At 39.1% G+C, this 13400-nt stretch carries 11 protein-coding genes; 3 read left to right on the plus strand and 8 right to left on the minus strand.

The genetic code is table 11. From position 1 onward, the window contains the following. Positions 1-42: 42 nt before the first annotated feature. On the plus strand, positions 43-276 hold the full coding sequence (locus HDC92_RS15670; RefSeq protein ID WP_015808949.1) for a UPF0175 family protein: 234 nt from the start codon (positions 43-45) through the stop codon (positions 274-276). Between the two features lie 13 nt (positions 277-289). Here the strand turns inward: HDC92_RS15670 and HDC92_RS15675 are convergent, their stop codons facing one another. The 7 genes from HDC92_RS15675 to HDC92_RS15705 form a co-directional block, all read right to left on the minus strand. Next, a complete protein-coding gene (locus HDC92_RS15675) occupies positions 290-856 on the minus strand; it encodes an RNA polymerase sigma factor (protein WP_183875856.1) in 567 nt (188 codons plus the stop codon). 161 nt (positions 857-1017) lie between these two features. Then, complete coding sequence (locus HDC92_RS15680) at positions 1018-2232, minus strand: TlpA family protein disulfide reductase (RefSeq protein ID WP_183875858.1); 1215 nt, start codon at positions 2230-2232, stop codon at positions 1018-1020. A 58-nt stretch (positions 2233-2290) separates the two neighbouring features. Next, the gene (locus HDC92_RS15685) at positions 2291-3676 is read right to left on the minus strand and encodes a RagB/SusD family nutrient uptake outer membrane protein (protein ID WP_183875860.1); all 1386 of its coding nucleotides are present in this window, start codon (positions 3674-3676) and stop codon (positions 2291-2293) included. A gap of 33 nt (positions 3677-3709) precedes the next feature. Continuing rightward, positions 3710-7255: a SusC/RagA family TonB-linked outer membrane protein gene (locus HDC92_RS15690; protein WP_183875861.1), complete on the minus strand. Its 3546-nt coding sequence runs from the start codon at positions 7253-7255 to the stop codon at positions 3710-3712. A gap of 220 nt (positions 7256-7475) precedes the next feature. After that, positions 7476-8624: a FecR family protein gene (locus HDC92_RS15695; RefSeq protein ID WP_183875862.1), complete on the minus strand. Its 1149-nt coding sequence runs from the start codon at positions 8622-8624 to the stop codon at positions 7476-7478. A 486-nt stretch (positions 8625-9110) separates the two neighbouring features. Then, positions 9111-9677: an RNA polymerase sigma factor gene (locus tag HDC92_RS15700; protein WP_183875863.1), complete on the minus strand. Its 567-nt coding sequence runs from the start codon at positions 9675-9677 to the stop codon at positions 9111-9113. 174 nt (positions 9678-9851) lie between these two features. Next, on the minus strand, positions 9852-10526 hold the full coding sequence (locus HDC92_RS15705; RefSeq protein ID WP_183875864.1) for a peptidylprolyl isomerase: 675 nt from the start codon (positions 10524-10526) through the stop codon (positions 9852-9854). 399 nt (positions 10527-10925) lie between these two features. Here HDC92_RS15705 and HDC92_RS15715 point away from each other — a divergent pair, with 399 nt between their 5' ends. Then, entirely contained in the window at positions 10926-11729 is an 804-nt protein-coding gene (locus HDC92_RS15715) for a hypothetical protein (protein ID WP_183875865.1), read from the plus strand. Positions 11730-11805: 76 nt separating this feature from the next. Beyond that, on the plus strand, positions 11806-12675 hold the full coding sequence (locus tag HDC92_RS15720; RefSeq protein WP_255484549.1) for a sugar phosphate isomerase/epimerase family protein: 870 nt from the start codon (positions 11806-11808) through the stop codon (positions 12673-12675). A gap of 107 nt (positions 12676-12782) precedes the next feature. Here the strand turns inward: HDC92_RS15720 and HDC92_RS15725 are convergent, their stop codons facing one another. Next, a complete protein-coding gene (locus HDC92_RS15725) occupies positions 12783-13244 on the minus strand; it encodes an Lrp/AsnC family transcriptional regulator (RefSeq protein WP_015808944.1) in 462 nt (153 codons plus the stop codon). Positions 13245-13400: the final 156 nt, after the last annotated feature.

Below are 13400 nucleotides of genomic sequence, written 5' to 3' on the forward strand. Positions count from 1 at the left end.
GTGCTAAAATTAGTATCTTTACAAAAACATATAATTACAAAAATGACAACTATAACATTAGAAGTTCCTGATAGTTTAGCAGAGTATCAAAACGACACTGTAAGGTTCATTGCTGCTAAATTATATGAGTCTGGTAAACTTTCTCTTGGTCAGGCTGCTGATATGGCCAGATTAACCAAGCGTACCTTTGCTGAGTTACTTGGCGATTATGGTGTTTCTTTTATCAATTACTCCGCTAGTGATTTAAAAGATGAGCTTGACAGGATCTCTAATTAAAGGAAAATCAAAGTTAAATAAATAACGAAAGGCCTTTATTCAGGCTCTCACGCATGATCTTAAGGGCATTACTTACCTGACGCTTTACCGTATGGTCTGATAAATGAAGTTGCTTTGCAATCTCTTTATGCGACAGATCCTGCATTCTGCTCAGTTCAAAAACTTCCCTCATTTTTGCCGGAAGCTTTGCCAGGCCCTTTTCAATTTTAATAGCTAGCTCTTTTTCATCAATCGCCTCATCAGTACTTGCTACCCCTTTTTCGAATTCGGTTTTTACCAGCTCGGTATATTGACTTGCAATTTTACTGTGCCTGATTTGCTTAAGTACCCTGAACCTTGTAGCCTTATACAGAAAAGCAGAAAAAGAGGTATGTATTTCCAGTTCGCCTGCCTTTTCCCACAACATCTGAAAAATATCCTGAACTACATCCTGCGCCTGATCCTCATCATGCAGCATATCTACTGCATGACGCAAAAGCAAAGGCATATACCTGTCATATATTTCGGAAAAAGCATATTGGTCCCCGCCTCTTAGCAAAGCTGCCAGTTCCAGATCGGTATATGAACCATAAGTTGTCATCGGTTTCCCTTATAGATGTAAATTTACCGATAATTTTAACAACTAAACACAAATTATTCGGTAATTATTCACTTAGTGTAGTGGTTACACACAGGGTTTTAGCTATCCAAAACCTGGTCCAAACACCCGTCAAACGATATAATAGAGAGCGTTAATTCTAACTAATCCTCAGCTTCACTGATCACAAACATTTCTATCTCTCTTTCAGCCTCAATCAAATCAAAACCCTGATCGTTCAATGACTGCCGCAATGAATTAAAATCCTTAATCACAAGAGGTAGATAATAATCTATTTTTTTTGTAAATCCAGTTTCATTTACAACTGGTATATTCATTAAATCTTTTGGTAACCTAAATACCAGTCTATCTATATCTTCATTGATATAGTTTCTTATTTTTCCATCCTCAGAAAGTATCATTTCTCCTTTATCATCAATAACCCTGGAAACAGTAACGTTCTTTTTATCCCTGATTTTTAGAATATAACATGCTGTTAACCTCTTTTCAATCTTACAAGTATAGCCGGCATATCTGTTTAAATCCTCTAAGGCGTAACTATAAACATGTCTGCTCGCCGTTTTAGGTACCACAAGGTCATAAGTACAGATGATATCCATTTCCTGTGGCATGGTGTTGGAAGGTGTACTCCAAATAAGCCTTCCAACATTCCATATATCTGGCCTTAACCCTCTTAACACTGCCCCATACATCTCCTCTAGTTTAACATTCCGAAAACTTACGCCACGTAAAATACCCTCAACCATACGTATTTTGAGCCCGCCGCTTAATCCATCTGTATATCTTTTTCTAAAAAAAACATGGTTACTGTAATCATCAATAATTAAATCTTTATTTGTTACCAATAACCGATCTGCGAAAAAATCAATTTTTAAAGGAAGATCCAATTTATTTCCTTTCAAATATTTCTCAATCATTGATTCAGTAATCGTTTCACCCGAAGTAATTGCCATAACAACATTATCTTTTATTACAATACAGTGAGGTATTGCTTCATGTGGAAATAGTGCGCTGGCGTCACTAAGTATTATGGATGAAGGCAATGTGGTAACGTAGCCCTTTTTTCTCCTGTTTTCAAAAAATGAGATTACTTTGGCTTCTGTATCGCCTGTTTTTTCATTCAATAGGATAATCTGTACCGCCGCTTTAAACTTCGACTGTAAAGACTCAAATTTCCCCATTGCTTTAATGCAGGGTGCACAGTGTGTGGCCCAAAAATCCAGTATAATCAATTTACCTTTAAAATCCGATAACCTGGCGGTGGCTTTTTCATAATTGACCATCTTAAAAGCAATATCTGGAACGGTATCACCTATTTTTAAGGGTCTGATTTTGGTAATTTGGGCATAGCCTATCATACCTGTAAACAACAGCCAGATGAAAAATATAATTGGTCTCATAAATGTGGTCTTTTACTTATTGCGGGTTTTGTGGCATCCCTGTCAAATCAATAATATCTTTTGGTAACGGTAAAGCATACCGGTTATCATCAGGCGGCAGGGTATAGACAACCCCATTTATCAACCGCTTTAATGTTAGGTTAGCCCCATCCCGGTTTAAGCGCTTAATGTCAATCCATCGTAACCCTCTAAATAAAAGTTCCTTTCTTCGTTCCAACAATACCAGTTGCAGTGCTTCCACGGCTGTGTTAGCAGTTAAAGGCACGAAAGTACCTGTTGCCCATCTTTTTTTAAGTAAGGTATTCAGATCGCCAAGAGCACCATCTTTGTTATCCATCCTGGCATAACACTCAGCCCTTGTCAGGAACATCTCGTCGGTTGCAATTCCGCTAAACCAAAGCGTTTGGTTTTTGGAGTAACTGCCTTTAAAGCGCTGATAAGGGGTCGCCGAGAGGAAAAATCCAATTTTCCTCAAATCACCTGTAGCATACGATGCGTAAAGAACGGAATCTACACGCCCCCGGAAAGCAGCAATAGCCCCATACTGAGAATTCATTTCAGAATAAAATATAGTTTCGCTGTTAAATTTTGCAAATGGTGTACCGCTTGTTAAACCTGCTATCGATGGGTCTGAATTATAATCCATTAAGTCGCTTTTCAATTGCAGGCAAAGATTAGCGTATTTATAAGTGCTGTCATATTTACCCATAGACAAGTATGTCCTGGCCAGCAAGCCGTAAGCCGCTGCTTTTGATGGCCTGTAGGCATGTTGTGGTAAATTGGGCAGGTATTTGACCGATTCGTTCGCATCTGACAATATTCGTTCATAAGAAGACTTAACACTGACCCTAACCGATGGCACATTATAATCTGACACTAACCTGAGGACAATGCCTAGGTCCTTATCCATAGTTTGCCCGTTGTATACTTTTGAAAATGCCCAGACTAAATTCAGGAAATAGTAGGCCCTGTAAAACAATGCAGATCCCTTTACATTGTCCCATTTGGCAGCGTCAGCCTGTCCTTTGTTAATTTTCCCGAGCAGCTCCAGGCATAAATTTGAATTGTAAACCGGACGGTACCCGTTACTCCAGTCGTTTATATAGTTATAAGCAATCTGCTGCCAGCGGTATTGCCCCTGTTCTTCTGTTTCAAGGGCATTATAATTGGCAAATGGGTAAAAATAATCATCTGCTGACACTTCAATTGAGGAACTGGTTTTTTCGATATTCATTATGGTGGCATCGTCAAGCAAAGCCTGCAAATCCGCCAGTGTTGTTGGTGTTACCAGTTTTTTGTCTGGTTTTTCGTCTAAAAATTTCTTGCAGGAGAAGCCTAGCATAACAATTAGTATAAAGCCAACTGACTTTAAGACTCTTCCATTTCTATTTAAATGATACATGATCTATAATATTTAGTAATGCCTGTTAAACCATTAAAAATTAGCTGTAAAACCTATTGCATAAACCTTTACCGGAGGTATAAGGCCCGCGTTATCCGGGTCAAGGGCCTCGTTATTGGCGCGCCATATGATCCCGCAGTTGGACATATTCAGGCCAAGCTGTATATCCCTGAATGGTAGTTTCTTCATCTGTTCTTTATTGAGGGAATAGCTTAAGGATACATATTGCAGCCTTACATGATCGGCTTTTAGTGCATTAACTTCAGAGTTCAGGTAGAAGCCTGTACTTTGCGCATTATTGGGATAAATAAAAGCAGGCACATTGGTATGCAATTCATCGCCTGGCTGCTGCCAGCGTTTTGCATAATCAGGATGTCCGGGCCCACCGGCAATCAATGCAGTATAAGATAATGCCGGCCTCCTGAAATAATAATCAAATTTGTAGTTCAGGTTAAAGGACAGCGTTATCTGCCGAAAAGAAAAGGAATTGATGAATGAGCCTGTGTAGAATGGCGCTGCAGAGCCCACATACACAATATTTCCATCCGCACCTTTAAGTGTTGCCTCGTCAATTATGCGTGGATAATCGATGCTGATTTTACCGTCTAAATACCCTTGTGGCCTGCCTGCCGCATCAAGGCCACCCCATTTGTAGGCTGCAATTGAATACAAAGATTTACCTATTACCGGAGTTATGACATTGCCACCACCCAACACAGAAGAAAGCTGTTTGGATTGGGCTGAAAAATATTCAGATACTTTGGTATCTGAATAATTGAAAATCAGGCTGGTGCTCCATCTTAATTCCCTGTCAACAGGAGTAGCTGTTAGGCTAACCTCTACACCCTCGCCTTTAATATTGGCTACATTTTTAGTAATAGTATTGCTCCCTCCGGCAGTATAATCAAATGGTGCTGGCCCATACAGGCCTGTTCCTTTCTTTTTATAATACTCAACTGATCCGGTAATCCGGTCGCCCTTTAATGCAAAATCAATTCCTGTATTGAACATGGCAACCTGTTCCCAACGTAATTCCGGATTATTTAATACAGATACCCTGGCATAAGGTAAGTTGCTGACGGTATTGGTTCCATAACTCGCGACGGCAAGGGCCGAGCGGCTCAGGTCTACATTACCGCTATGACCATAAGTAGCCCGCAGGTTAAGGTAAGACATCCAGGGAAAATTAAAAAAATCTTCTTTTGAGACCTTCCAGGCCAGGCCCGTACTCCACAAAGGCTTCCATTTATCATTGGTATTAACGCCAAAGATATTGGACCCATCTTTTCTGGCACTTAGAGAAGCGGTGTATTTGCCAAGTAACGTGTAGGCGACATTGGTATACAGGGATGCAGCACGGTTATTCAGATCAGTGATTACCGGCGTACCATCTATAGTTCTTGCAGCACCAGTAACAAAGGTTGGAAAAGAATTCACAAAATCAACATTAGCATAAGATAGTGGATCAGCTTTATATCCATACAATGTAGAGCTGTTGCCTGTGTTTATAGCTTCCCTGCTTTCTGCCCCTAAAATTCCGTTCAGTTCATGGATGCCCCAGCTTCCGTTATAGTTGAGCTGACCCCTAAGGGTATACGATTTTAGCGTAGCCAGTCCTATACGAAAGATATCGCCTACAGGTACATTGTATTTTACTACGCCCGTTGTACGGTTTAGCTGCGAAAAGGTATTAATGTAATCGCGGGCAGCAAAACTGTTTACGCCACTTATATTGTTGCTTTCTATCTGTTGTTTCTGGTATTGGTAGGTGGCCTCAAAATTAAATCCTTTCCAAAACCGGTATTGCAACCCCAGGTTTACATTGTATTCCTGTAGTGCAACGTTGTTGTCGGTATATTTATGTTCATCAAGCGGGTAATACTTCCAGTCTAAAAGTTTTCCTACTCCTGCTGTATCAGTATAACTTCCCCTATATTTTGAATTCACAGCTATTGCATTACCATTCTCATCCGCAAACTTTAAGTAAGGGACAGTTCTGGAATTGATGGCAATGCTTTGAAAACTATTCAGCCTTCCTGAAGTCCCTTTGGTATTTGTATAATACAGGCCCGTATTGATGCTTAGGTTTTTAAATGGTTGATAAACATTGTTCAGACGTATGTTTAGTTTGTCAAATCGCTCATAGATTTGTCCCAGTACCCTATCATAGCCAACAGCAAAGGTATAAGCATTACTGGTAGAACCGCCTCTTATATTAGTGGCATATTGCTGGGTAAGGGCCTTAGTATAAAAATATTTAAGGTAATCTTTCCTGCTGTCAGTTGCCGCAAGTTCCTGGATCAGTTTTGCCGAATCAGCTGCTGAGATCAGTTTAAGCTTCCGTTTATTGAGAATCTCTACTGCTGGTGTAAGTGGCATATATGGAGTAGCAATAGCGCTATTAAAATACCCCTTATTAAATAGAAATTCTTCAACAGACACATAGTCTTGACTGGATAATTGCGGTATAGCATACAGATCAGGTTTTTCACTTACCAAAACGTTTGCACTTGCTCTAATCTGTAGTTTTTGGTTTAGCCTTCCTTTAACCGTACTAATTACAATAACACCATTTCCGGCCCGGGCACCCCAAATCGATGCTGCTGCCGCATCTTTTAGTATGGTGATGTTTTCAACATCATTCGGATTTATATTTTCAATATTCCCTTCATATATAAAGCCGTCTAAAACGATTAAGGGGTCAAGCGGACCATTTATGCTACTAAAACCACGAATGGCCAATCCCAATTTCTTGTTCCGGTCCTGTTTATTTATAAACTGAAGTCCATTGGTTACCCCCTCCAGCCTTTTCAAAATATTTGTTCCTGCCTGCTGGTTCAGTGTTTTATTATCAATTATAGTAAAGGAGCCAGTTGCCCTTTCTTTAGGTAAGGTCTGGTAGCCGGTATTATAACTCACATTCACCTCCTCCAACTCCCCAGTCGCCACATTCAATTTAATCTCCAATGGCATCACTGCCCCTTTAACCGGAATCTCCAAGGTCTTATATCCTACATAACTCACCTGTAAAACCGCATCATCAGCTACATCCTTAACTTCAAACTCTCCATTCTGGTTAGTATTCGTAACAGCATTTTTCCCTTTTACTCGGATACTTGCGTTTGGGAGTGATTTCCCATCCTGATCTGTAACACGACCCTTTACAGTAAAATCTCTCACGATGTTCTGGATGACGGAACCGAGCTTGTCAAATAAGGATGGTTCTCTTTTAGAAACTATAACAGATTTACCGGCAATTTCATAGGTCAAGGGCTGGCGATCAAAAATTTTGTCCAGTACTTGCTTTAATTCTTCATTTTTAACAGTTATGGTTACCTGCTTTGCATCTTTAAGGGTAGCAGAATTAAACATAAAATCAAATCCGCTCTGCGCTCTGATCTGCTCAAATACCTTTACCAATGGGACGTTTTTTTCAGACAGCGTAATTTTCTGGGCCAGGGTGGATGCACTTACCTGTATCAGGGATGCCATTAGCAATACGGTGGTTAGTCGCATAATCAGCAATATTTTATGGTATAGCCATATAGGCATACCATTTCGTGGTTTAATATCGTACATTTGTTTAGGTTGGTACTATGCAGTTTGCCTTACTCTTTCCACGGAACAGGTTTACTGCGGTTAAAACAGTTGATAATTTTTTATTGGCTTATGCCAGCTTTAACCAGGTCTTATCCATAAGGTCTGGTTATTTTTTGATATCCTTTTTACGGATTACCAATGTCGTAGAATCTCATCCTTCTGCTTTTTTTTAAGGTGAATAAATCAGTTAATTATCTCATTACCTACTAACAGTAACTTTTTTTCCTTCTATCCTAAAATGTACCCCTTTAGCTCTTTCAAGCATATAAAGCACCTCACTTATCTTTTTATTTCTGGATACGGTACCTGTAAACCTTTCATTAATCTGATCTTCGTACACCACATCTATATCATACCATCTGGCTACCCTGCGCAGTATACTTTCCAGCGGCTCTTCCTTAAATACAAAATCCCCATTCTTCCAGGCAATTGCTTCGCTTACGTCTGCTGGTACTACCTTTATCTCCTTGTTATCTGTAACAAGGGATTGCTGGTTGGGGTGTAAGATGACGGCTTCGCCAGGCGCGCTCCGCGTTGTGCGCTGTCCAAACGACGATACCTTTACACTTCCTTCAATTAATGTCGTTTTAATTGCAGCTTCATCCGCATAGCTGCTGATATTAAAATGCGTACCCAGTACTTCTACTTCTTGTTTATCTGTTACTACTATAAAAGGCTTTTCTTTATTTTTAGCCACCTCAAAATAGACCTCTCCATTTATTAACAAAATTTTGCGTTCCTTACCAATAAATTGTGAAGGGAAAGAAATTTTTGTATCGGCGTTTAACCAGGCGCGGCTACCATCGGGTAGGGTAATCTGGTAGGTTCCACCACGTGGGGTACTCATTACCACGTCCTCCCGGCCTTGGCCCGACTCCTCTCGTTCCACCGCAGTACCATCATTGTAGCTTAGCTTATTCGCACCAACAATTACCCCGGTTTTAACATCACTCAGGATTATAGTTTTACCATTGGCAAGGGTAAGGGTTGCGGTATTTTTACCAGGGGCTATATCGTTTATTAGGTTTCTCGTCGCTGCGCTTCCTTCTAGATGACGGGGAGGGGAGAAGAACCATATGCCTAAAACTATAACTGCTACCGCAGCAGCTACGCCAATAATGCGAGGCCATAAGCTGACTTTTTTAACTCCAACAGGCTTTCTGATCAATTCTATCCTGTTTTGCAGCTCATTCTTAACACTTTCTTCAGTACCCAGTTCTTGTACATCCCAGGCCTCATCACCCGAAGTGATGTTATTGAGATACCTTGTATACAAGCCCAGTTCCTTATCGGTCGCAGTCCCGTTATTTACTTTATCAATCAAATCATTTAGTTCTTGCTGTGTCATCTTATTTCTAGCCTTATATAATACATAGCACATGAACGTGGCAGTACACCTACTCCTGACGTAAAGAAAATGTTAAATAATATTTAAATCACTGTAAATCAGTGAAATAATTTTTTATTGAAGAAGTGATCTAACACTGCAAAAAATGCAACAGTTCAAATTGAAGGAAACGTTGCGAAGATTTACCAAGTTTCTTTGAATTTTACAAGGTTATCAATGCAAAGGCGCTAAGTCAACGCATTGGAATGAGCCAAAGTTTATTATCTCAATACATCAACGGTTTCAAAAAGCCATCGCAGAATCAAACCAAACGCATTTTACAAGGCGTTCAAAGGCTAGGCCGGGAATTGACCGCTATCCAATTTTTATTGTAATCGCACGATCAATTAGAAAGACCCCAATTTTCGCGTTTACAACAGCAGTTTCAGAAAAGGCAGACAAAAGGCTCTTGAACAAACCTTTAGAAGAATATCAAAACACACAAGCCTAAACCATCAAAAAAATACTTGCCAACCTGCCCAATGGCACCCGCAATTTCTGAAGCGCCTTAGCAATATGCGCATCCACAGTCTTTTCACCAATGCCCAGCCGCTCGGCTATCTGCTTATGGGTAAGGTGTTCAGTTCTGCTAAGCAGAAATACCTCTCTGCATTTATCAGGTAACTCATCGATCAACTGTGAAATGAAGTTTTCAAGTTCCTTTATTTCCAGTTCATTTGTCTCATAGCTACGTTTATCTAGCACTTCAAGATCTTCAAACAGACCCGCTCTGTACTTACCATTCCTGATCATGTTCGCGATCTTATATTTAGCAGCCGTATACAGATAACCTTTCAGGTTAGTTGCCGGCCTGATTTGAGCCCTGTTTTCCCAAATCCAAAGAAATACACTCTGACAAACATCATAACTGTCTTCCTTATTGCGATTGGCCTTGTAAGCAGCCTGAAACAAAAACTTCCAGTGACGGCTGTATATTTCCGTATATGCATGCTCGTCATCTTCCCTTAAAAAAGCGGTGAGTTCCTGGTCAGTATATGAACTATAAGTTGTCATTGGTTTCCCTTATAGTGTAAATTTACCGATAATTTTAATAACTAAATACAAGCTATCCGGTAATTATTCACTTAGTGTAGCGGTTACACACAAGGTATTAGCTATACATAACCAGGTTCAAATACCCGTCAAACGATATAATAGAGAGCGTTAAGCTGGATGATGCTGATTGCGTTAATTTCTTAAGTCTGGTTTTCTAAGCACCGTGATTTTCATCTCAATTGGCTCAGCAGGACTGTCATCTTTTGATATCTTTACTGCCACTAGTTTATCTATTAGCTCACTGCCCTTTACGATCTCTCCAAAAACCGTATAGTTGTGGTCTAAAAAAGGCGTGCCGCCTATAGTCTTGTAAATCTCCCTTTGCCTTGCAGGTATTTTATATCCAGATAGCGCTTTTTTTTCTACCTCATCCAACTCTTTATCTGTCCATGTTTTCCCGTCTACAATATAGAACTGTGTACTGAAAGAAGCCTTCTCCCGATTATCATCCCTCCCCATTGCCAATACACCTCTTTTATGAAAAAGAGAATCATGAAACTCTGCTGGTAGCCACTTTTGCAAAGGCCCCAGGGTTTCTTTGTTCACATATTGTGCATCTGTATCACCACCTTGTATTACAAATCCCTTGATCACCCTGTTGAAGGTCGTTTTGTCGAAGTATTTAGCCTTTACAAGTTTCAGAAAATTATCTTTATGGATCGGAGTTTCATTATACAATCTTACAATGTACTCACCATAACGAGTGGTGATCTTGACATAGCGGTCATTTTTAGACTGGGAAACGGCACTCTGGGTAGTGACTGAGAAGATTAATAATATAAACCAATATTTGATAAGTATTTTCATTGATAAAATATATAAATTTTAAATTTATTGGACAACTATTTTAATGTTGCTGAAAAACATTACTCATCTACCTCACTGATTACAAACATCTCCAGCTCCTTCTCCGTTTTGGTGGCTTTGATGTAGAATTCACGCTGCTAGTTGTCTTTACACTTGCTTAAAATTATACGATGCTTACTCCAGCTAATTTCTCGCACCAATGGTGCGAGTTTTATATCACCTTGATATTCAGAATAAAACTGAGACTGCCAAACAACATTCGGTTCTCCATAGTCAACTTAAGTTCAAAACATATTTTATTGCGTCATCTCTGCTAAAAACCGTGAATTTAGCTGAATTTCGGTCAAGGTATGTTCCTCAACTTTCTCCAGCGTAGCTTTGTATTATCAAAAACTTAAAATGCCGGAAGAAATCAACCACCCTGTACAAGGAAGCAAATACGACAAGATTTTTAGGGAAAACATGCACAATACCCTACCTGGTATAATTAAACACGTCCTTCATTTAAACGTCAATACTGTTGAAGAACTTGCCGATGATGTACAATTTACCAAAGAAAGAAAAACAGATTTACTAAAGAAGGTTAGGGATAACAAGGGCAACAGATATGTGCTGCATGTAGAATACCAAACGGATAATTATCCGGAAATGGCTTTTCGTATGGCAGAGTATAGCATCATGTTGCAAAGAAAACATAAGTTGCCCGTTAAACAGTTCGTAATTTACATTGGCCCTGCCAAAGCAAATATGGCCACTTCTATCACAACTAAGGATTTCCGATTCCGCTACAACTTAACAGAGCTCTCTGCTGTAAACTATAAACTGTTCTTAAAATCAGATTTGGTTGAGGAGAAAATGCTGGCAATTTTAAGTAATTTAGCATCAGAAAGCACAGAAAGTGTATTGGCACAGGTTGTTCAGGAAATAGAAACCCATACTTCTACATTAGAACAAGGGCGTTATTTTAGGCAGCTACGGATACTTTTGCAATTACGTAATTTAAATAAAAAAGCAATTAAAGATATGGCACTGGTAGGAAAAATATTTAAAGAAGAAAAAGACATTTTATATCGTAGAGGAGAAATTAAAGGTCGTTATGAAGAAGCAATGGAAATTGCTCTTGAACTTAAAAAAGAAGGATTAGCTACAGAATTTATTGCTAAAATCACTAAGCTTTCAATTGAAGAAATCCAGGCACTATAGCCTGGAATTTAAAATGTATATAGCAATAAATTATTGCTATTTTTCAGAAATTAATTTTGCATCGTATAACCAAATTATGAAAATAGGCATTAAAGTCCTTACAGGAATAAGTTTAATATTGATTTTGAGCAATTGTAAAAGTATAAAATCAGGCAATACGGCTTCGGTGTCTAAAAATAATCCGGAAGCTAAATTGGGTTGGAAACTCGGTGCGCAGGCCTATACCTTTAAGCTGTATACTTTTGCTCAAGCCTTAAAAAAAATTGACAGCTGTAAATTAAGCTATGTGGAAGCATTTGCTGGTCAGCAGATTGGTGGGGGTATTGAAGGGAAAATGGGGCCGGATATGGATGAGGCTAAAAGGAAAGCAGTTTTGGAAATGCTGAAAGCAAACCATGTAAAAATTATAGCATTTGGTGTGGTTAGCCCAAAAAGCGAGGACGAATGGATTAAACTATTTGATTTCTGTAAAGCAATGGGTATTGAAACCATAACATCTGAGCCAAATGAACAATATATGCCCTTGCTTTCAAAATTGACTGACAAATATCTGATCAATCTGGCCATTCACAACCATCCCAATCCCTCGCATTATTGGAATCCTGATGTTATATTGAATGCCATTAAAGGCCAGAGCAAACGTATTGGGGCATGTGCTGATATAGGCCATTGGGTACGTTCGGGGCTGGATCCGGTTGATTGTCTTAAGAAACTGGAAGGCCATGTGCTGCATTCCCATATGAAAGACCTTAACATCAAAGGAAAGGCTGGACATGATGTACACTGGGGAGAAGGTGTCGGCAATATAGCTGGTGTAATTGCTGAGTTGAAAAGGCAAAATTTTAAAGGGGCTATTTCTGCAGAGTACGAGTACAACTGGCAAAGCAATAGTCAGGATGTGGCCCAGAGCGTTATAAATTTCCGGAATCTTGTTGCCAAAGAATGATGTAACGTAATAAGGTAGCCTATTTAACATACCCACAATTGAAGCAAGTATGAGGCAACTATATGGTAACTACGTCCAAAGATTGTCCCGGCCGATCGTGTACCCTTTTAAAAATTAATGTTATAGGAATTCTTAATCTCTGCCATGGCAAAAGTACTGTGGGTACTTCCTATACTTTTAACAGATCCCAGTTTGTTGAAAACGAAGTCCTGGTAGTGCTTCATATCCTTTGCGTAAACCTTTAATATAAAGTCAAAATCGCCGGAAATATTGTAACACTCTACTACTTCATCGATCTTTAAAATATCTTCTACAAACTTATGACCTATTTTTCTGTCGTGCTGTTTGAGTTTTATGTTACAAAAAACAATAAATCCCTGGTTAAATTTTTCAGCATCAAGTATGGCTATATACTTTTTGATATAGCCTGTGCTTTCCAGTCTTTTTATCCGCTCAAAAACAGGTGATGTGGAGAGGTTTACCTTAGCGGCAAGCTCTTTAACCGTGTAGTTTGAATTGTCGCCCAATATCTTCAGCAGCAACAAATCTGTTTCATCCAATTCTTCCATTAGCATAATTTTCCTTAATCATCGTAAAAGTAACAACTTAAAAGCATATTATGCTTTATTTTATTGTTAAAAAAGTTATTTATGCTTATTTATTTAGTTTGTTAAGATTTATAATCTTCATATATACATTTGTAAGGAATTTAGTCCGTCGGAATA

The sequence above is a fragment of the Pedobacter sp. AK017 genome, assembly GCF_014200825.1.
GTDB lineage: Bacteria > Bacteroidota > Bacteroidia > Sphingobacteriales > Sphingobacteriaceae > Pedobacter > Pedobacter heparinus.